Below are 21909 nucleotides of genomic sequence, written 5' to 3' on the forward strand. Positions count from 1 at the left end.
TATTTTAAGTTTCTGAATCCTTTTTTTGATCATAAAAAATAAAACTAGGATGATTAAAATCTTGCTTTCTTGAGTTTCATTCAGTAGAGTAGAAAAGAGAGCACGATTTAGGAGGGGTTTTATTGCCGGAAGGTCAAATTAGAAAAGCATTAAGCGGTTTTTATTATGTGTATTACAAAGGAGAAACCTATCAAACCAGAGGAAGAGGGAATTTTCGAAAAAGAGATTTAACACCTTTGGTTGGTGATTATGTCTTATTTGAAAGTGGCAATTTAAGTGAAGGTGTCGTACAAGAATTGTTACCTAGAAAAAATGAACTAGTCCGTCCTACCGTAGCAAATGTTGACATAGGCGTGGTAGTGATGTCTGCTATTGAACCAAATTTTTCAACAAATTTATTAGATCGCTTTTTGGTTACTTTAGAAAGCAAAGGAATCCAAGCCATTATATATATTAGTAAAATTGATTTATTAACTGAAGAGTTGTTTCAAGAATTAAAAGAAAAACAACAGGACTATGGAAAAATGGGTTATATTCTTATTGTTCCTGAACCAACAGATAACAAAAAATCGTTAGAAAAATTAACTTCTTATTTCCCTAATAACTTAACTGTTTTTATGGGCCAATCGGGTGCTGGAAAATCAACCTTGTTGAATAGTATTGCTCCTGATTTGTTGTTGAAAACTGCTGAAATCTCAAGTTCACTTGGGCGTGGAAAACATACAACAAGACATGTTGAATTGCTGCCTTTGTATGACGGATTAGTAGCAGACACTCCAGGGTTTAGTTCAATTGATTTTTTGGAATTAGAAGCAGAAGAACTCTCATCTTGTTTCCCTGAATTTGTTGAGGTACAAGACCAATGCCGTTTTAGAGGATGTATGCATAAAAAAGAACCAGGCTGTCAAGTTAAAAAAGATGTTGAGTCACATGCGATACCGGAATATCGGTACAAACATTACTTGCAATTTTTAAATGAAATTGAAAGCCGTAAACCACGATACGATAATAAAGATAAGAAATGAGGACGAGTAAATGAAGTTAGCACCATCTATTTTGAGTGCAGATTTTGCGAATTTAGAAAGAGATATCCGTTTAGTTGAAGATGGAGGGGCAGACTACATTCATGTTGATGTTATGGATGGACATTTTGTTCCTAATATTACCTTTGGAGCGGATACAGTAGCTGCTATCCGTTCAGTTACGAAATTGCCTTTAGATTGTCATTTAATGGTTGAGTACCCAGAAAATTACATTGAAAATTTTGCTAAAGCAGGAGCAGACATCATTACTGTTCATGTTGAGAGTACATCTCATATTCATCGTGTGATTCAATTGATAAAAAAACAAGGCGTTAAAGCAGGAATTGCGGTTAATCCAGGAACACCAATCGAATCCTTGATACATGTATTGGATCTAGTTGATTTGGTTTTAGTTATGACAGTCAATCCTGGCTATGGCGGACAAAGCTTTATCCCAGAAACTTTAAAGAAAATTGAACGAGCTAATGAATTGAAAAATAAAGAAGGTTACAGCTACGAAATTGAAGTTGACGGAGGAATAGCAGAAGGTACGGCTAAACAATGCAAAGAAGCAGGAGCATCTGTTTTTGTTGCTGGGTCATATATTTATACTGCTGACGAACCTCTTAATAGAATGGCATTATTAAAGGATGCGGTAAGGTAATATGGTACAACTTGCCATTATGGTCGGTGGACCGTACGATCGCATACCGGACATTAAACAAGCCGATTCGAAAGAAATCATTTGGATAGGTGTAGACAGAGGTTCTGTACGTTTGCTAGAACAAGGAATTATTCCTAAAATAGCCCTTGGAGATTTTGATTCGGTTACAGAAGAAGAATTAAAAGAAATAAAAAAAGAAGTTGGCGACGTTCGAGTCTATAAAGCTGAAAAAGATGAAACGGACACCGAATTAGCAGTTCAAATAGCTTTTGATGAATTCGATCCGGACAGTGTATCGATTTATGGTGCTACTGGCGGAAGAATGGATCACTTGTTAAATAATATCTACATGGTATTTCAACCTAAATTTTTCAAACAAGCCACTAAAATTCGCTTAATAGATAAACAGAATACTATCACTTATTACAAGCCGGGTACGCATAAGCTAGTTAAAGAAGTGGATAAGAAATACCTTGCCTTTACCTGTTTGTCCCCTGTAGAACGTTTATCTATAATGGATGCAAAATATCGTTTGAGCCATTCAGACTTTACTTATCCAATCTCCTTGGCCAGCAATGAATTTGTTTCTGACACCGCAACTTTTTCATTTGATTCAGGATTAATTGCTGTCATCCAAAGCAAAGACAATGAAACTATTGGTAGCTGAAACAAGTCTTCTGTATGAAAAATAGAACAAATAAAAAGAACCTTTTCCATGACGATGGGAAAGGTTCTTTTTTAAGTAAAATTATACGCGTTCAATTTTACCAGATTTAAGTGCTCGAGCAGATACCCAAACTTTTTTAGGTGATCCGTCAACCATGATGCGAACTTTTTGTAAGTTAGCACCCCAAGTACGTTTTGTTTTGTTCATAGCGTGAGAGCGGTTATTTCCGCTTCTTGCTTTACGTCCTGTAATTACACATTCTTTAGCCATTAGTCTTTCCTCCTTTGCCGATATATCGAAGCAAAGCTTCAATCAATACTCATACTTCAATAATTTATCATAATTCGGTTGCCTTTGCAACAATTTTCTTTCAAGGAAATTTACTTGACAGGCTTTTTTATTTGCTTATTATCATTAAAATGAGGAATAAATTACGGAAACTTAGTTTTTCTTTTCTTAATGGGTCTGCTATGATAAAATATAGAGTAGTAATTTATGGCTTGCTAGCCAAAAGGAGGATTTTTAACATGGCAGTTAAAATCAAAACACAATTCGGAGCAATAGATATTTCAAATGAAGTCATTGCAACCGTGGTTGGTGGTGCTGCAACCGAAATTTTTGGAATCGTTGGAATGGCAAGTAAAAGCCAAATACGTGACAATTTAAATGATATACTGAAAAAGGAAAACTATTCACGCGGAATAATTGTGCGTCAAGAAGACAATGGTGTTGCAATTGATATTTATATTATTGTAAGTTATGGAATAAAAATTTCTGAAGTCAGCCGTAATGTGCAAGAAATCGTAAAATACAATTTAGAAACCATGCTGGGTGTTACTGCTAATACTGTAAATGTCTTTGTACAAGGCGTTCGTGTATTAAATGACTAAAAAAATATTTATTAAAAGAAGAAATAGTTACTGATACTTTGTTGGGAAGTAACTAAGGAGGATATATGTAGTGAAAGTTACAAAATTAGAAGGTAAACAGTTTCGCTTAATGGTAGCAACAGGTGCTGATCGTTTAGATAAAAATGCGGAATATGTAAACTCGTTGAACGTTTTTCCAGTTCCAGATGGAGACACAGGGACTAATATGAATTTATCATTGGCAAGTGGCGCTAAAGCAGTTGCTAATACAACTTCTGAAAGTATAGGGGATCTATCAGCGGCTCTTTCAAAAGGTTTATTGATGGGCGCTCGTGGAAACTCTGGAGTTATCTTATCTCAATTGTTTAGAGGATTCGGCAAAGCTATTGAAAATAAAGAAACGTTGTCTTCTAAAGACTTTTCAGAAGCATTTACTAGAGGTGTGGAAACGGCTTATAAAGCAGTTATGAAACCAGTTGAAGGAACGATTTTGACTGTGGCTCGTGAATCTGCTAAAGTCGGTGAAAAAAAAGCAAAAGAAACTGATGATATTGTTGAAGTAATGGAAGCAATCGTACGAGGTGCTAAAAAATCATTAGCTAAAACGCCTGATTTATTACCTGTACTTAAAGAAGTTGGGGTTGTTGATAGTGGTGGACAAGGTCTTTTATTTATTTATGAAGGATTCTTAGAAGTGCTATCTGGGAAAATTGTAGAAGAAGACATTTACCAACCTTCTGCTCAAGAAATGACAGAATTAGTTAATGCTGAACACCATAGAAGTGTTTCTAATCATATCCATACTGAAGATATCAAATTTGGTTATTGTACAGAAATCATGGTTCAAATTGGTAAAGGCGAAACTGTTGACAGTGAATTTGACTATGACATATTCCGTAATCATTTAAATGAAATCGGAGATTCTTTATTGGTTGTATCTGATGACGAAATCGTTAAAGTTCATGTTCATACAGAACATCCAGGAGAAGTTATGAACTATGGACAAAAATTTGGTTCATTGATCAAAATCAAAGTTGATAACATGCGTGTTCAACATGAAACGATTCTTGAAAATGAATCACCACAACCTGCTAAAAAAGCAGCTAAAACACCTTATGGAATCATTGCTGTTGCAGCCGGTGAAGGTGTTCAAAACTTATTTAAAAGTTTAGGTGTGGATTATGTTATCAGTGGCGGCCAAACAATGAATCCAAGTACAGAAGATATTCTTAAAGCAATCGAAGAAGTTAATGCGGAAAAGATTATTATCTTACCAAACAATAAAAATATATTTATGGCAGCTGATCAAGCAGCTGAAGTTAGTGAATTACCAGTGGTTGTTGTTCCTAGTAAGACAGTATCACAAGGTATGACAGCGATGTTAGCATTCAATGAATTAAATGACTTAGACACGAATAAAGCTGAGATGATGAACGAATTATCGAATGTTGTTAGTGGACAAGTGACTAATGCTGTAAGAGATACAGATATCGATGGAATCTCTATTAAAAAAGATGATTTCATGGGAATTATTGAAGGCAAAATTAAAGTATCGCAACCTGATCGTAAACAAGTTACGATTGAAACCTTAAAACAAATGATTTCAGAAGACAGTGAAATTGTGACGATTTTACTTGGCGAAGATGGCGATAAAGATGAAGCTGATGAAATTGCGGCGGAGATCGAAAACCTATTTGAAGATGTAGAAGTAGAAGTTCATGACGGTCAACAACCTGTTTATCCTTACATCTTGTCAGTAGAATAATAAAAGAGACAAAAATAGATACGGATTTCATTCCATTCCTATTTTTGTCTTTTTTAGTCAATTAAAATGGCTACATATAAAGTAGGTAGAGTTTTATTTTAGAAAAAAGGCACTAAAGGGAGGTGAAAGACAAGTCAAAAAATCAATGAAACTGTTTTTGATTTGTCTAAAATTATATGACAAAGTCAATTTATGATAGTGTTTCTGTCCTCCCTTATGTTGGAGAAAAGCGGTTAGAAGCATTGCATCAATTGGGGATCCATACCATTGCTGATTTGCTTTCTCACTATCCGATCCGCTATGAAGACATTCAAGAAAAAGACCTATTGGAAATAGAAGATCAAGAAAAAGTAACGTTAAAAGGGAATGTTGTTTCAGAAGCGGTCGTCAGCCGATTTGGACCCAAAAAGAATCGGTTATCATTTCGACTGATTATTGAACATGCAGTAATAACGGTAACGTTTTTTAATCAACCCTATTTAAAAAGTAAAATCGTTACTGGGGAAGAAATGGCTGTATTTGGAAAATGGGATGCAAAAAGAAAAAGTTTAATGGGGATAAAGATTTTAGGTACCCGTTCTGATGCTGAACATGGCGATTTTGAATCTGTTTATAGTGCAAATAAACACATTAAACAAAGTACGATTCTGCAATTGATCACCGAAGCCTTCAAACTTTATGAAGACCTCATTCCTGAAGTTGTACCACAGGAATTAAAAACAAAATACAGACTTATTTCCCATCACGATGCTATTTCTGCTATGCATTTTCCAGCATCAGAAGAACAAAAAGTCCAGGCCAGAAGAGAAGTTGTTTTTGAAGAATTTCTCTTGTATCAAATGCGCATGCAAATTGTGCGTAAAAAACAAAAAGCAATGGGTAAAGGAAATTCAGTTAATTACAACGTTAAGGATTTAAGAAACTTTATTGAAACCTTGCCTTTTGAATTAACGAAGGCTCAAAAACGTGTAGTGAATGAAATTTGTAGTGATTTAAGACAACCTATTCATATGCATCGCTTATTGCAAGGAGATGTTGGAAGTGGGAAAACGATCGTTGCTGCAATTGCATTGTATGCTGCTGCAAATGTTGGTTTTCAGTCTGCTTTAATGGTTCCCACTGAAATTCTTGCTGAACAGCATATGGAAAGTTTAGATGAGCTTTTTGACCCTTTGGAAGTTAAAATAGCATTGCTAACAGGTTCAACAAGAACAAAAGATCGACGCATTATTTTAGAACAATTAGCGAATGGTGAATTGGATGTCCTTATAGGAACACATGCATTGATTCAAGAAGATGTACATTTTTCTCGTCTTGGTCTAGTTATCACAGATGAACAGCATCGTTTCGGGGTAAATCAACGAAAATTATTAAGAGATAAGGGAAAAGATGCGGATGTTTTATTTATGACCGCAACGCCTATTCCGCGAACATTAGCTATTACAACATATGGTGAAATGGATGTTTCGATTATCGATGAAATGCCCGCTGGAAGAATACCTATTCAAACTACGTGGATCAAACCGCAAAACTTTGAAAAGACATTAGAATTTATTGAAATTCAATTAAAAAAAGGATCTCAGGCGTATGTTATTTGTCCGCTTATTGAAGAGTCTGAAAGTTTGGATGTTAAAAACGCGACAGATATTTATGAAAAGTTATCCGTATATTATGGTGGCCGTTTTGAAGTAGGGTTATTGCATGGTAAAATGAAATCTTCTGAAAAAGAAAGCATTATGGAAAATTTCAAAGAGCGTAAATTAGATGTGCTTGTTTCTACAACCGTTATTGAAGTTGGGGTAAATGTGCCCAATGCGACAACAATGGTGATTTATGATGCAGATCGCTTTGGATTGTCTCAACTGCATCAATTAAGAGGGCGGGTTGGTCGAGGCGTCAAAGAATCTTATTGTATTCTAGTCGCAAATCCCAAAACGGAAAACGGAATCGAACGAATGAAGATAATGACTGAAACCACAGATGGTTTTTTATTGAGTGAAAAAGATTTAGAATTAAGAGGTCCTGGAGATTTGTTTGGGAATAAACAGTCAGGGCTGCCGGATTTTAGAGTTGGGGATATCATTGGTGATTTTGGAGCCTTAGAAGCAGCCAGACAAGAAGCAGCCCAATTGGTTAATCAAAAAGATTTTCTAACAAACAAAAAATACCAACCAATCAGAGAAGCGGTTGGGTTTAACGAATTAGAAGGTTTAGATTTTAATTGAGGTTACAGTATCATTAGTGTTAAAATTCAGTAGTAAGCAAAAATTTAGAATGAATGAAAGTAACAGGGAGGCAAACGATTTGAAAATTGCAGTAGATGCAATGGGCGGAGATAACGCACCAAAAGTAATTGTAGAAGGTGTCATGATGGCAGCTAAAGAATTCAAAGATATGGAATTTATTTTATATGGGAAAGAAGAATCGATTAGAAAATATTTGACAGATGAAACAAATATAACCATCGTTCATACAGATGAAAAAATTGCGAGTGATGATGATCCTGTTCGTGCTGTTCGTCGTAAAAAAAATGCTTCAATGGTATTAGCAGCTCAAGCAGTTAAAGATAAAAAAGCAGATGCCCTATTTTCTGCAGGAAATACAGGCGCATTATTAACAGCTGGATTATTGGTTATTGGAAGAATCAAAGGAATTGACCGGCCAGGGTTATTGGTATCGTTACCTGTTATTGGAACAGACAACGGGGCCTTTAATTTAATGGATGTTGGTGCAAATGCCGATACCAAGCCGGAAAATATTCACCAATATGCGGTATTAGGCAGCTACTATGCGCAATTTGTTAGAGGAGTCAAAAATCCAAAAGTTGGTTTATTAAACAATGGAACAGAAGAAAATAAAGGAAATGATGTTACTAAAAGAGCTTACCAATTGTTGGCAAACAATGCAGATATCAACTTCATTGGAAATGTAGAAGCACGCGAATTATTGAGCGGTGCAGCAGATGTAGTAGTGACAGATGGCTTTACTGGAAATGCTGTACTAAAAACAATTGAAGGTACGGCTATGTCTATGATGAAACTCATTAAAAATGCTGTTTATGATAATGGCACAAAAGCTAAATTAGGCGGATTTTTATTAAAAGATAGTTTTTCTAATATGAAAGACGTTATGGATTATTCAACACATGGTGGTGCAGTACTATTTGGAGTTAAAGCACCAGTTGTTAAGACTCACGGGTCTACTGAGAAAGAAGCAGTTTACCACACAATTAAACAGATTCATGAAATGTTAGATTCACACGTTATTGATGACTTAGTACATTATTTTGAAGAAAAAGAATCATCTGCTGAGTAGCTCAATCAGATGCTAAAAAACCAGCTTTAAAAAAATAATTGGACAATGTTCTTGAACATCGTTAAAATATATAAAGTAATGGTAAATTATTCATTAATTACAAATGTCGAATACGGAGGTGTAATGTATTGTTAACGAATGAAACTTTCGAAAAAATCAAAAAAATTATTGTTGAAAGATTTGGAATTGATGAAGAGAAAGTATCTAAAGATCTTACTTTTAAAGATGATTTAGGTGCAGATTCTCTTGATGTTGTAGAATTAGTTATGGAACTAGAAGACGTTTTTGGAACAGAAATATCTGATGAAGACGCTGAACAAATCACTACTGTCGGAGATGCAGTAACGTATATCGAAGAACATAAAGATTAATAAAACTAGTTTAGAGTCCCTTAGCTTGTTAATAGCTAAGGGACTCTTTTTTAGATAACATTTAGCCGTTTATGGACTTAATCCAGAAATGGTTTATTTTTATGAATAAACCAAGTATAATGGACGAGCATGGAGAAAATTTTTATAGAAAGGGAGAATATAATGGATGAAACATTTTTAACACATTTAAATACTAAATTTGGCATAACTTTTCATGATCTTGCTTATTTAGAAGAAGCATTTACCCATTCATCATATGTGAATGAGCACAGGAACCTTAAATTGAAGGATAATGAAAGAATTGAATTTTTAGGAGATGCTGTTTTAGAACTGACCGTTTCAAGATTTTTATATGACTTATATCCAAATGTACCTGAAGGAAAATTGACGCGATTAAGAGCGACTATTGTGTGTGAAGCTAGTCTAAGTCAATTTGCAAAAGAATACGAATTTGATCAATTTATCCGATTGGGTAAAGGCGAAGAACGCATGAACGGAAGAAAACGTCCAGCCTTGCTTTGCGATTTATTTGAATCATTTATTGGAGCGTTATATTTAGATCAAGGATTAGACAGTGTCTTAACATTTTTAGAACAAACCATTTTTCCGAAAATCAAGTCCGGTGCTTTCTCACATGTGATGGATCATAAAACAAATTTACAAGAATTCTTACAACAAAAAGGCGAAATTGAAATCGACTATCAATTGGTTGATGAAATTGGACCAGCTCATCAAAAGGCTTTTGTAGTAGAAGTACGTGCTGAAGGTCAAGTCTTAGGCCAAGGCCAAGGTAAAACGAAAAAAGCAGCTGAACAAGTTGCTGCAGAAAATGCATTGCTTATCTTAAAAGAAAAATAGTTTAGAAGAAAGGAGCCAGTAGTTGTGCAGTTAAAAAGAATAGACATCACTGGTTTCAAGTCGTTTGCAGATAAGACGACTATTGAGTTTCATGATGGTGTAACAGCTGTTGTAGGTCCTAATGGAAGCGGGAAAAGCAATATAACAGAAGCTATCCGCTGGGTTCTAGGTGAACAGTCAGCAAAAAACTTACGCGGTGGAAGAATGAACGACATCATTTTTTCAGGATCAGATACACGTAAACCAGTAAATGTAGCTGAAGTTACATTGATTTTAGAAAATGAAGACCACTTTTTACCGTTAGAATTTAGTGAAATCAGTATCACTAGACGTTTGAATCGAAATGGTGATAGCGAATTTTATTTAAATAAACAAGCTTGTCGTCTAAAAGACATTGTTGATCTCTTTATGGATTCTGGTTTAGGGAAAGAATCGTTCTCAATTATTTCACAAGGAAAAGTAGAAAGCATCTTTAACAGCAAACCAGAAGAACGAAGAGCTATTTTTGAAGAAGCTGCTGGTGTCTTGAAGTATAAGACACGTAAGAAAAAGGCGGAACAAAAATTAACAGAAACTGAAGAGAATTTGAATCGTGTTCAAGACATAGTGTATGAACTAGAAGATCAAGTAGAACCCCTTAGAGAACAAAGTAGTATAGCAAAAGAATATTTATTGTACAAAGAGCAATTGACTGAGATGGACATCGCGTTGACTGTGGTTGAGATCGAACGATTGAAATTGAAATGGGATGAAAGTAAAACAGGGATTTCATCTTTTGATAACCAATTGATTGAAAAGAAACAACAGTTAGCAGAATGTGAATACCAGTTAAAAATCAAACGTAAGCAAAAAGCTGGTTTGACGGAAACCATTGAAGAGGTACAAGAACAATTGGTTCAAGCGATTCAATTATTTGAACAAACAGAAGGTCAAAAAAATGTGTTATCTGAGCGCAATAAATACACAACTGAAAATTTGCAACAACTTGAAACGTCAAAAGAACAGCTCAATCAAAAAATCGTTCAATTAGAGCAGCAATTAAATACGATCAATGAATTTCTTGCGACAAAAAACCAAAAAGAAAACCAAGTAAAAGCTGAACTTTCAGCAGTAGAAAAAGAGATTTTATCACTTTCAGGAAATTCAAAAGAAACGATTGAGATCTTACGAGATGAGTATGTAGATCTCATGCAAAAACAAACCAGCTTACGAAACGAGCAAAGTTATCTTGAACGAAGTTCTTATCAAATGGCGCAAAGAAACCTCAAATCAAATGCTTCAGTTATAGATCTTGAAAAAAATATAAAAGACATTACTGAAAAAATTGAACTGATTTCGCATGAATTAAAGGATGCTCAACAAGAAATTGCTCAAAAATTATTGCAATATCAAGAAACGCAAGCACATATTCAAGGCAAAAGACAAGAGTTGGAAGCAAATGAAACACGTATGTACGATGCTTTAAAAGTTGTACAGCAAGCAAAAGCGAAAAAAGAAAGTTTAAAAGAACTTAATGAAGATTACGCTGGTTTTTATCAAGGGGTAAGAGAGATCTTAAAGCAAAAACAGCAAGTCGGCGGTATTATCGGAGCTGTAGCAGAATTGATCGAAGTACCTAAACAAGCTGAATTAGCTATTGATATCGCGCTTGGAGCAGCAAGTCAAAATATTATTGTTCAAGATGAACAGAGCGGTCGTAAAGGGATTCAATATTTGAAGCAAAAACGATTAGGTCGAGCTACCTTTTTACCGTTAACTACAATAAAAGCGCGTCATTTACCATCTGTGATAGAACAAAAAGCGCGTAATTGTGAAGGGTATCTTGGAATTGCTAGTCAATTGGTGACTTACCCAACGACCGTTGCACACATCATCCAAAATTTACTAGGAACAACCATTGTGGCACAAGACTTGGCTTCTGCTAATAGGATTGCACGTGAAATACAGTTTAAGTACCGTGTTGTTACTTTAGAAGGAGATGTCATGAATGCTGGTGGCTCTATGACCGGTGGGGCAAGCAAATCTGGTAATCAAGGAAGTTTGTTTGGACGTAAAAACGAATTAACGAATCTGACTAAGCAGATTACTCAAATGGAAGAAACGTTAACAAAAAAAGAAATAGAAGTTCGTACATTGAAACAAGACATTAAAAAAGAAGAAATCAGTTTAAATGAATTACGTGAACATGGTGAAAGACAACGTTTGAGAGAACAAGAATTGAAAAATCAAGCTGAAACGCTAGAAGAAAAACAAGTCCGATTAACAAGAGAATTAAAAGTCGTTCAGTACGAAAACCATGAAGCAAAAGAAGAAGCTGAATCTTATGAATTGAAAAAAGTAGAATTAGCAGAGGCTTTGCAAAATGTTACAACTGAGATGGAACAAATCAATCGTCAAATACTATTGGCTTCTTCTCAAAATGAAGAACGAGAAAAGAATCAAACAGTAGTAAATGAGAAACAACAATCATTGCGGACTGAGCTAGTTGCTTTAAAAGAGCAATTAGTAGGGTTGAAAAAAGAACAAAAAGCGGTGTCTAGTCAATTAGAAAGTCAACGTTTAGAAGTTAAAGCAATGGATAGTCGAATGGAACAAATGACACAATTTGATGGCAGTCATCAGATGACTAGAAAAGAGTTGGATGATAAGTTAGCTCAGTTAACAGAAACAAAACATAAATTGGACATTCAATTATCAACATTAAAAGAAGAAAAAAATGACATTGAACTTCAATTAAACGATATTGAACAGTTGACTACATTAACAAATAATCAAAAACACTATCTTTTAGAAGAAAAGACAAAATTTGAAGTAGCGCTGAATCGAACAGATGTAGCCATCGAAAATCGCTTAAACTATCTTACTGAAGAGTATGAGCTGACATTTGAAGCCGCAAAGGAAAGTCATATCCTTGAAATTTCAGTCGAAGAAGCAACACGTACTGTAAAACTATTAAAACAAAGCATTGAAGAGTTGGGCTCTGTTAATATTGGAGCAATCGAAGAGTTTGAGCGTGTGAACGAACGCTATTCTTTCCTAGTTGATCAACGTGAAGACCTTCTTGAGGCTAAAATCAGTTTATATACGACCATGAATGAAATGGATGAAGAAGTCAAACTAAGATTTTCAGAGGTATTTGAAGACATTCGAACCAAATTTTCTGTCGTCTTTCCACAAATGTTTGGCGGCGGATCGGCTGAATTACGTTTAACGGATCCTGAAAATTTGCTGACAACAGGTATTGATATCATTGCTCAACCACCAGGAAAAAAACTGCAGCAATTGAGTTTACTCTCAGGTGGAGAACGAGCCTTTACAGCAATTGCATTGATGTTCTCAATTATACAAGTTCGACCAGTACCTTTCTGTATCTTAGATGAAGTCGAAGCAGCGCTTGATGAAGCGAATGTGATTAGATTTGGACGTTACTTAAAACAGTTTGACGGCGACACTCAATTTATTGTCATCACTCACCGTAAAGGAACCATGGAAGAAGCAAATGTTCTTTATGGAATAACTATGCAAGAATCCGGTATTTCAAAAGTAGTTTCTGTTCGTTTAGAAGAAATAAACGATGTTCATGCAAGTATAACGTAGGTAAGATGATAAGAGAGAAAGGTCGATTGGTGTCGATCTTTTTCTCTTTTAAAATAGTTATTAAGAAGATAGGAGTCAAAGTATGATCAAATTAATTGCCATTGATTTGGATGGAACATTATTAAATGGAAAACATGCCATATCAAATGAAAATAAAGAAGCAATAAAAGCTGCAAAAGAACGAGGAGTTAAAGTGGTACTCTGTACAGGTAGACCTTTATTAGGAATGATCTCATTTTTAGAAGAACTAAATCTAAGAGAAGCAGGCGATTATGGGATTACGTACAATGGCGGTTTAGTTCAGCGGACAAATACTGGCGAAGTACTATCTAAACAAACCTTAACGAAAACAGAAATAGAAGAAATATTTGAATTAAGCAAACTAATCAATGTACCATGTAACTTTATTGATTTAGAAAATATTTATGAGCCGCCTTATCCTAAAGGCCGAGAATCTCTTTATCCAACCGTAATGACTGCATTGCCGTATGTTCCGATATCAATGGAAGAAGTTCCTGAAGATATCGCAATCAATAAAGCCGTTTTTTGTTACACACAAACAGATTTAGACGAAGCTATCAAAAATATTCCAACCTATTTTTATAAAAAATTCACGATAATGAAATCCCGACCAATCTTATTGGAATTAATGCCAAAGTCTGTTGATAAAGGACGAGGAATAGCTGTTTTAGCTCATTTGCTAGGTTTTGAAGCGTCAGAGGTGATGGCTTTAGGAGATGAAGCTAATGATGCTGCAATGATCGAATATGCAGGTATTGGTGTAGCAATGGGAAATGCTACTGTTGAAATCAAATCAATGGCTCAGTATATTACCAAAACAAATGAAGAGCATGGTGTAGCACATGCCATTCAAAAATTTGTGTTAAACTAATAACGTTAAGAAAAGAGGGTGTATAATGGGGTTATTTGATAAAATTAAAAAAGCTTTTACTGGCGAAGAAAAAGTTGAGACAACAGAAGTAACAGAGAAATATGAAAAAGGTCTTGAAAAAACGCGTAAAACTTTTTCAGAGCGCATGAATGAATTGTTTGCGAATTTCAGAACTGTTGATGAAGACTTTTTTGATGAACTTGAAGAAGTGCTCATTGGAGCTGATGTTGGGTTTGAAGCAACAATGGAAATCACTGATGCCTTACGTCAAGAAGTGAAACTAAAAAATGCAAAAGCGTCTAATGAAGTCCAACAAGTGATTATTGAAAAAATGGTCGAGATCTATGAGAAAGGAAATACAGAAAAATCCGTTATTCAAATCAACGAAGAAGGGTTAACGGTTATTTTAATGGTCGGTGTAAATGGAGTAGGGAAGACAACGACTATCGGTAAGATGGCTCATCTTTATCAACAAGAAGGAAAAAAAGTCATGTTAGCAGCTGGGGATACATTTAGAGCTGGAGCTATAGAACAATTGCATGTCTGGGGCGAACGTGTTGGGGTAGAAGTTATCAGTGGGAAAGCTGGTGGCGATCCTGCCGCAGTAGTTTTTGATGCGATAAAGGAAGCTAAACAACAGGAAGCCGATATTTTATTCGTTGATACAGCAGGCCGATTGCAAAATAAAGTAAACTTGATGAATGAATTAGAAAAAATGAAACGGATCATTGAACGAGAAATTCCTGGAGGTCCGCATGAAGTGTTGCTTGTATTAGATGCAACAACAGGACAAAATGCGATGAACCAAGCGAAGCAATTCAAACAAACAACAAATGTGTCAGGAATTGTTTTGACAAAACTAGATGGAACAGCAAAAGGTGGGATTGTTTTAGCGATTCGCAAAGAATTAGATATTCCAGTCAAATTTGTTGGATTAGGTGAAAGTATGGATGACTTGCAAGTATTTGATCCAAACGAATACATCTATGGATTATTCAGTGAATTAATTCAAAATTCTATTTAATAACTAGCTTAAAAGCCTTGTTCTAAATCTATTTTAGAGCAAGGCTTTTTTTAGTGAACATGTGTGCGTTTTCATTTTGAATGTGTCTTAATAATGTGATAATATGAGTCAGTATGATATTTTTCATCATTATACGCGCTTTATATAAGCAATTATTTTAGATTTAATAAGGAGGAAAAAAAGTGAAAGATAAATTATTTGAAGGGCTGCAAAAAATGGGTAAAACCTTTATGCTCCCTATTGCTTTGCTTCCAGTAGCTGGTTTGCTACTAGGAATAGGATCATCTTTTACTGGAGATTCATTTGTAGGTCTATATGACTTAGAGTGGCTACTAGGGGAAGGCACTGTTTTATATGGTATTTTAACAGTCCTTAAAGATTGCGGTACGATTGTTTTTGATAACCTGCCATTATTATTTGCTGTTGGTGTTGCTTTAGGAATGGCTAAGGCTGCCAAAGAAGTAGCAGCATTATCAGCTGTTGTCGCTTACTTAATGATGTATGCATCATTAACAAGTAGCATAACGAACTTTGGAAGTATCGAAACATTGCAACAAACACCTGGATTGATTGGTTCTGTCCTTGGTTTTGAAGCAACGATGAACACTGGAGTATTTGGTGGGATCATCATTGGTTTAGTGGTTGCAGCTTTGCATAATCGTTATTATAAAATTGAATTGCCTGATGCTTTATCATTCTTTTCTGGAACGCGTTTCATACCAATCGTATCCGCGTTTGCAGCTGTAATCGTAGGGATGATTCTTGCTTTCGTATGGCCATATGCCGGTGCAGCAATTGCTTGGTTAGGTTCTGTTGTAGCTGATCTTGGATATATAGGAACATTCTTATACGGGTTTATTTACCGTGCGTTGATTCCACTAGGATTGCACCACGTATTTTATCTTCCTTTCTGGCAGACCGCACTTGGTGGAACAGCTGAAATTAATGGCACAATTGTAGAAGGAGCACAAAATATTATCTTCTCACAATTAGCTAATGGACAAGCAGTTGATCCTGAAGCGGCTAAATTCTTCTCTGGAATGTTCCCGTTCATGATTTTCGGTTTCCCAGCAGCAGCATTTGCTATGTACCAAACGGCTAAACCAGAACGTAAAAAAGATGTTAAAGGACTTATGATGTCATCTTCTTTGACGTCAATTTTTACTGGTATTACTGAACCACTGGAATTTTCATTCTTATTTGCTTCACCATTCTTATACTTTGGAGTACATTGTGTATTAGCAGCGTTCTCGTTTGTGATTATGCACTTCTTAAGTGTTGGAGTAGGATTGACCTTCTCAGGTGGATTACTTGATTTCGTATTGTATGGTATTTTACCAGGACAAGGAATTACGAACTGGATACCAGTTGTCATAGTAGGAATCGTATATGCTCTTGTTTATTATTTCGTTTTCCGTTTCTTCATTACAAAATTCGACTTGAAAACACCCGGTCGTGAAGATGAAGTTACTGAATCGAAAATGTATACAAAAGCAGATTACCAAGCTAAAAAAGCTGGTGAAAATGCAACTAACGAACCAATTCAAGATGAAATGTCACATGACATTATTGAAGGTCTTGGTGGTAAAGAAAACTTGATTGATGTTGACAACTGTGCAACACGTTTAAGAGTTACCATCAAAGACGGAAAATTGGTTGATCAAGCTCAATTGAAATCAACTGGAGCAGCTGGAGTGGTTGTAAAAGGAAACAATGCTCAAGTCATTTATGGGCCAAAAGTTTCGAACATTAAATCAAATATTGATGAATATTTAGCTAACACATCAAGTACAAGTAGTGCTTCTCCTGCAAAATCTGCTAATCCTGCTGATGAAATGTCTATCAGCATTATTGAAGGACTTGGTGGAGAAGAAAACTTGATTGATGTTGACAACTGTGCAACTCGTTTGAGAGTTACCGTAAAAGATGGCCAATTAGTTGATCAAGCTAAGTTGAAATCAACTGGAGCAGCTGGAGTCTTAGTAAAAGGAAATAATGCTCAAGTAATCTATGGTCCAAAAGTTTCAAATATCAAATTAAATATTGAAGAATACCGTAATGGTAAAAACTAAGCAACTTTAATTAAATCAGAATACAAAGAATACCATCGCTGTTAGTGCGTTTAACTAACAGCGATGGTATTCTTTTGTATACATATAGCAATAGGCATTATAGGTAATAAATGTTTTGTAAAAATAAGACAAACTATTGACTATTGACGCGAAAATAGGTACGCTATTAAGGTGTGTAAACGTGTTTTCCTTGACAGTTATTAAGTAAAGAAAGAAGTGTTGAAGTGGAAATTGAAAAAACAAATCAAATGAATGCCTTATTCGATTTCTATGGCTCTTTATTGACCGATAAGCAAAAAAGCTACATGCAATTATACTACGCTGATGATTTTTCTTTAGGTGAGATTGCAGAAGAGTTTGAAGTTAGTCGTCAAGCGATTTATGATAACATAAGGCGAACTGAAAATAGTTTAATGGAATATGAAAGAAAGTTGCATTTATTAGAAGATTTCAATACAACAATGGCTGTCGTAGAGGATATGTCACGTTACATTAAAAGTCATTATCCAAAAGATGAGTCACTAGAGCAATATATCCAGTTATTAAAAAAAGATAGAGACGAGAAATAAAGGAATGGTGAAGTAAAATGGCATTTGAAGGTTTAACTGAACGTCTCCAAAATGCGATGACTAAAATGCGTCGCAAAGGAAAAGTGTCAGAAGCTGATGTAAAAGAAATGATGAGAGAAGTTCGTTTAGCTTTACTAGAAGCAGACGTTAACTTTAAAGTAGTAAAAGATTTTGTTAAAACAGTTAGTGCTCGCGCAGTAGGTTCTGAAGTATTAGAGAGTCTTTCTCCAGGACAGCAAATCATTAAAATTGTTAGCGAAGAATTAACTGATTTAATGGGTGGAGAACAAGAAACGATTCAAACGGCAGCAAAAGCACCAACTGTTGTTATGATGGTTGGGTTACAAGGGGCAGGTAAAACAACTACTGCTGGTAAATTGGCGAGTTATTTACGTAAGAACCAAAACAAACGCCCATTATTGATAGCTGCCGATATTTATCGTCCAGCTGCTATCCAACAATTGGAAACGATCGGTAAACAAATAGATGTTCCGGTTTTCTCTATGGGAGACCAAGTAAGTCCAGTTGAAATTGCCAGACAAGGGATCGAGAAAGCCAAAGCTGAACATTTAGACTTTGTACTGATAGATACTGCTGGACGTCTACAAATCGATGAAACGTTGATGCAAGAATTAAGTGATATCAAAGAAATAACTCAGCCGACAGAAATCTTCTTAGTTGTAGATGCTATGACTGGTCAAGAAGCTGCTAATGTAGCCTCTTCTTTTAATGAACAATTAGATATCTCCGGTGTTATTTTAACCAAATTAGATGGTGATACTCGTGGGGGAGCTGCGCTTTCTATTCGTGCAGTAACTGGAAAGCCAATTAAATTTACGGGGTCTGGTGAAAAACTAGATGCTTTAGAACCGTTTTATCCTGATCGTATGGCTAACCGTATCTTAGGTATGGGTGACATGTTGACCTTGATCGAAAAAGCTCAGCAAGATTTTGATGAAAAGAAATCTGAAGAAATGATCACGAAATTGCGTGAGAATAGTTTTGACTTTAATGATTTTATTGAACAAATGGATCAAGTTAGCAATATGGGACCAATAGAAGATATTTTGAAAATGATTCCAGGTATGAATAATGTTCCAGGATTAGATAAGCTTCAAATCGATCCAAAAGATACAGCACGAATGAAAGCTATTGTGTTGTCTATGACACCGCAAGAGAGAGAAAATCCAGATATTTTATCTCAAAGCAGACGTCGTAGAATCGCTAGAGGATCTGCTCGTCCGATTGCTGAAGTAAATCGTATGATCAAACAATTCAATGAATCGAAAAAAATGATGAGTCAAATGTCTAAAGGCAATATGAATGGTATGGATAATCTATTTGGGCAAGGTGCTAAAGGCAAGCTTGGTAAAATGGCTATGAACTCTATGGTTCGCAAGAACAAGAAAAAAATGAAGAAAAAAAACAAAAAAGGGCGTAAATAAGAGTCTGAAATAGGAAATTTATCGTTTGTAAAAAAAAAACATGCTGTAAAGAAAAAACACTTTACAAGCTATAAATAAACTGGTAAACTACTTATTGTGAGATAGTTAATGGAGGTGTAAGAAATATGGCAGTAAAAATTCGTTTAAAACGCATGGGATCAAAAAGAAATCCTTTTTACCGTATCGTAGTTGCAGATTCACGTTCTCCACGTGATGGACGTTTCATCGAAACTGTAGGAACATACAACCCAGTTGTTGATCCAGCAGAAGTAAAAGTGGACGAAGAAGCAGTATTAAAATGGTTAGCTAATGGTGCTCAACCTTCTGATACAATTCGTAACATCCTTTCAAAAGAAGGCATTATGAAAAAATTCCATGAATCAAAAAACACTAAATAAAAGGATGTTTTCTATGGCTGACATAAAAGATTTAATTCTTACAGTTGTGAGTCCTCTTGTAAGTCATCCGGATGATTTGGCAATTGCTTTAGTAGAAACTGAAGAGTTTTTAGATTATCAATTGTCTGTTCATCCTGAAGATGTTGGACGAGTAATTGGAAAAAAAGGTCGCGTAGCAAAAGCTATTCGTACAATTGTTTACAGTGTGAGGGTCCTTGGATCTAAGCGTGTAAGATTAACGATTGTGAATAGTTAAATTCCGAAAGAGAAATCATTTCTTCAATAAGAGATGGTTTCTTTTTTTATAAATGATTTTAACAGGATAATAATGAAACATAATAAAAAAATAGCGTTGTAAATGAGGGAATAAAATGAAAAAAATGTACAATGTAGGAAAAATCGTGAACACACAAGGGATCAAAGGCGAAGTTCGTGTCATTTCAAAAACGGATTTTCCAGAAGAACGATACAAAAAAGGTTCCATTTTGACTTTATTTCAAGATGGCAAAAAAGTAATTGACTTAACGGTTACAAGTCACCGTAAACATAAAAACTTTGATATCCTATCCTTTGAAAACCATCCTAATATCAATGACGTAGAAAAATATCGTGATGGCATATTAAAAGTCGGCGAAGAGAAGCTAACGGAACTGCCAGAAAATGAATATTATTTGCATCAAATTGTTGGGTTGACTGTCCAAGATGAAGAAAACAATACGATTGGAAAAATAAGTGAAGTCATGTCGCCAGGCGCAAATGACGTTTGGATAATTGAACGACCTAAAAAGAAAGATCTATTGATTCCATATATTGAAGAAATCGTCTTGAAAGTTGATTTAGAAAATCAATTAGTGACTATTCATATGATGGAAGGGTTAGATGATTAATGAAAATAGATGTTTTAACCCTATTTCCGAGAATGTTCCAAGGCCCATTAACCGAATCCATTATTGGAAAAGCTATTGATAGAGATCTATTAAAAGTAGATGTGGTAAATTTTCGAGACTATACAGATAATAAACACCTGAATGTAGATGATTACCCCTATGGCGGCGGAGCGGGCATGCTGCTAAAAGCACAGCCAATTTTTGATGCCATAGATGCGATAAATGAGAAAGCCCCAGAAACTAAAAAAAGGGTCATTTTATTAGATCCTGCTGGCATACCTTTCACCCAATCTGTAGCAGAAGAGTTAGCAGAAGAAGAACATTTAGTCTTTATTTGCGGCCATTATGAAGGATACGATGAACGGATTCGTACATTGGTAACAGATGAAATTTCTTTGGGAGATTATGTGTTAACAGGTGGAGAACTTGGTGCGATGGTGATGATTGATGCTACTGTACGTCTGTTACCGGAAGTATTAGGAAATGATCAATCAGCTAAAACAGACTCTCATTCAACTGGATTATTAGAGCATCCACAGTACACAAGACCGGCTGAATATCGGGGAATGAAAGTTCCAGATGTATTGATAAGTGGAAATCACAAAAAAATTAAAGAGTGGCAAGATAAAGAGTCAATTAGACGGACATTTGAAAGACGTCCGGATATGCTTGATAACCTTGCTCTATCAAATGAACAGAAAAAATACTTAGGCGAGATCGAAAAAGAAAAAGAATCTTTGTAAAAAGTAAAAATGAACGATCAGTAAAGTAAAATTTTATAAAAACAAAGGAAATTTACTTTACACCTAATTAGGCATATGTTAAACTAATTTAGTGAGTGGGCAAAGCCTGCCGAAAAAACGATGTTCCGCTGTTTCTATATAGAGATATGAAGGTTTGTTGGAAGGAGAAAATACAATGAGTAAATTAATTGAAGCAATTACTAACGAACAATTACGTGAAGACATCCCAGCTTTCCGTCCAGGAGATACTGTACGTGTTCATGCTAAGATCGTTGAGGGTACTAGAGAACGTATCCAATTATTTGAAGGTGTTGTAATCAAACGCCGTGGTGCTGGAATTAGCGAAACTTATACAGTTCGTAAAATTTCTAACGGAATTGGCGTTGAACGTACATTCCCAATGCATTCACCACGTGTTGCTCAAATTGAGGTTGTCCGCTTTGGTAAAGTACGTCGTGCTAAATTGTACTACTTACGTGACCTACACGGAAAAGCAGCTCGTATCAAAGAAATCCGTCGTTAAGATGTTTTTCAAAAGAGTTGGGACTATTGTCCCAGCTCTTTTTTTTGTGCATAAATAATTACAGAAATTATCGTAAAAGATTAAATGACTCAGACTGCTACGGCTATCTCAAAATATATTTTCATCACCTGTAAGTTTTGTTTTCCTAAATACTCTGTTCATTAAGGACAGATTACGTTATAATTAAAAATGAAAATGAGATTAGAAATCAAAAAAGTGGGGTATAGT

The 21909-nt window shown here is 35.3% G+C and carries 21 protein-coding genes; 20 read left to right on the top strand and 1 reads right to left on the bottom strand.

Annotated elements, in window-relative coordinates:
* Positions 1–122 precede the first annotated feature (122 nt).
* Genes rsgA through BR65_RS02200 form a run of 3 tightly spaced genes read left to right on the top strand, consistent with a single transcriptional unit; the run spans position 123 to position 2353 of the window.
* Positions 123–1025 (top strand): ribosome small subunit-dependent GTPase A, encoded by a 903-nt coding sequence (rsgA, locus tag BR65_RS02190; RefSeq protein WP_034536506.1) that lies wholly within the window; start codon positions 123–125, stop codon positions 1023–1025.
* Between the two features lie 10 nt (positions 1026–1035).
* Complete coding sequence (gene rpe / locus BR65_RS02195) at positions 1036–1686, top strand: ribulose-phosphate 3-epimerase (protein ID WP_034536507.1); 651 nt, start codon at positions 1036–1038, stop codon at positions 1684–1686.
* Position 1687: 1 nt separating this feature from the next.
* Positions 1688–2353, top strand: coding sequence for a thiamine diphosphokinase (locus tag BR65_RS02200; RefSeq protein WP_034536509.1), 666 nt, complete (start codon positions 1688–1690; stop codon positions 2351–2353).
* Positions 2354–2434: 81 nt separating this feature from the next.
* Here the strand turns inward: BR65_RS02200 and rpmB are convergent, their stop codons facing one another.
* Entirely contained in the window at positions 2435–2623 is a 189-nt protein-coding gene (gene rpmB, locus BR65_RS02205; protein WP_023177641.1) for a 50S ribosomal protein L28, read from the bottom strand.
* A 257-nt stretch (positions 2624–2880) separates the two neighbouring features.
* On the opposite strand from rpmB, the gene BR65_RS02210 reads away from it, so the two are divergent.
* The 17 genes from BR65_RS02210 to rplS all read left to right on the top strand — a co-directional run bounded on the left by BR65_RS02210 (position 2881) and on the right by rplS (position 21681).
* On the top strand, positions 2881–3243 hold the full coding sequence (locus BR65_RS02210; protein WP_034536511.1) for an Asp23/Gls24 family envelope stress response protein: 363 nt from the start codon (positions 2881–2883) through the stop codon (positions 3241–3243).
* A 70-nt stretch (positions 3244–3313) separates the two neighbouring features.
* Positions 3314–4987 carry a DAK2 domain-containing protein gene (locus tag BR65_RS02215; RefSeq protein ID WP_034536513.1) on the top strand — a complete coding sequence of 558 codons (1674 nt, stop codon included), beginning with the start codon at positions 3314–3316 and terminating at the stop codon, positions 4985–4987.
* A gap of 176 nt (positions 4988–5163) precedes the next feature.
* Positions 5164–7212 carry an ATP-dependent DNA helicase RecG gene (gene recG / locus BR65_RS02220; RefSeq protein WP_034536515.1) on the top strand — a complete coding sequence of 683 codons (2049 nt, stop codon included), beginning with the start codon at positions 5164–5166 and terminating at the stop codon, positions 7210–7212.
* 79 nt (positions 7213–7291) lie between these two features.
* A complete protein-coding gene (plsX, locus tag BR65_RS02225; protein ID WP_023177650.1) occupies positions 7292–8302 on the top strand; it encodes a phosphate acyltransferase PlsX in 1011 nt (336 codons plus the stop codon).
* A 128-nt stretch (positions 8303–8430) separates the two neighbouring features.
* Positions 8431–8673: an acyl carrier protein gene (acpP, locus tag BR65_RS02230; RefSeq protein WP_034536516.1), complete on the top strand. Its 243-nt coding sequence runs from the start codon at positions 8431–8433 to the stop codon at positions 8671–8673.
* Positions 8674–8835: 162 nt separating this feature from the next.
* Positions 8836–9531, top strand: coding sequence for a ribonuclease III (gene rnc, locus BR65_RS02235; protein ID WP_034536517.1), 696 nt, complete (start codon positions 8836–8838; stop codon positions 9529–9531).
* Positions 9532–9555: 24 nt separating this feature from the next.
* Positions 9556–13128 carry a chromosome segregation protein SMC gene (smc, locus tag BR65_RS02240; RefSeq protein WP_034536519.1) on the top strand — a complete coding sequence of 1191 codons (3573 nt, stop codon included), beginning with the start codon at positions 9556–9558 and terminating at the stop codon, positions 13126–13128.
* 82 nt (positions 13129–13210) lie between these two features.
* Complete coding sequence (locus tag BR65_RS02245; RefSeq protein ID WP_023177655.1) at positions 13211–14020, top strand: Cof-type HAD-IIB family hydrolase; 810 nt, start codon at positions 13211–13213, stop codon at positions 14018–14020.
* Between the two features lie 25 nt (positions 14021–14045).
* Positions 14046–15044, top strand: coding sequence for a signal recognition particle-docking protein FtsY (gene ftsY / locus BR65_RS02250; RefSeq protein WP_023177657.1), 999 nt, complete (start codon positions 14046–14048; stop codon positions 15042–15044).
* Positions 15045–15226: 182 nt separating this feature from the next.
* Positions 15227–17116 carry a PTS transporter subunit EIIC gene (locus BR65_RS02255; protein ID WP_034536520.1) on the top strand — a complete coding sequence of 630 codons (1890 nt, stop codon included), beginning with the start codon at positions 15227–15229 and terminating at the stop codon, positions 17114–17116.
* A 224-nt stretch (positions 17117–17340) separates the two neighbouring features.
* Positions 17341–17685, top strand: a complete 345-nt coding sequence (locus tag BR65_RS02260; RefSeq protein WP_023177661.1) for a putative DNA-binding protein — start codon at positions 17341–17343, stop codon at positions 17683–17685.
* A 17-nt stretch (positions 17686–17702) separates the two neighbouring features.
* Positions 17703–19130, top strand: coding sequence for a signal recognition particle protein (ffh, locus tag BR65_RS02265; RefSeq protein WP_034536521.1), 1428 nt, complete (start codon positions 17703–17705; stop codon positions 19128–19130).
* 125 nt (positions 19131–19255) lie between these two features.
* Positions 19256–19528: a 30S ribosomal protein S16 gene (gene rpsP, locus BR65_RS02270; RefSeq protein ID WP_023177665.1), complete on the top strand. Its 273-nt coding sequence runs from the start codon at positions 19256–19258 to the stop codon at positions 19526–19528.
* Positions 19529–19541: 13 nt separating this feature from the next.
* Complete coding sequence (locus BR65_RS02275; protein WP_034538579.1) at positions 19542–19784, top strand: KH domain-containing protein; 243 nt, start codon at positions 19542–19544, stop codon at positions 19782–19784.
* A gap of 115 nt (positions 19785–19899) precedes the next feature.
* Positions 19900–20415, top strand: coding sequence for a ribosome maturation factor RimM (rimM, locus tag BR65_RS02280; protein ID WP_023177668.1), 516 nt, complete (start codon positions 19900–19902; stop codon positions 20413–20415).
* Positions 20415–21158, top strand: a complete 744-nt coding sequence (gene trmD / locus BR65_RS02285; protein WP_023177670.1) for a tRNA (guanosine(37)-N1)-methyltransferase TrmD — start codon at positions 20415–20417, stop codon at positions 21156–21158. The genes rimM and trmD overlap by 1 nt, the downstream gene beginning before the upstream one ends.
* Before the next feature lie 175 nt (positions 21159–21333).
* Positions 21334–21681, top strand: coding sequence for a 50S ribosomal protein L19 (gene rplS, locus BR65_RS02290; protein ID WP_023177672.1), 348 nt, complete (start codon positions 21334–21336; stop codon positions 21679–21681).
* The last annotated feature ends 228 nt before the right edge of the window (positions 21682–21909 follow it).

This window comes from Carnobacterium inhibens subsp. inhibens DSM 13024 (assembly GCF_000746825.1).
GTDB classification, from domain to species: domain Bacteria; phylum Bacillota; class Bacilli; order Lactobacillales; family Carnobacteriaceae; genus Carnobacterium_B; species Carnobacterium_B inhibens.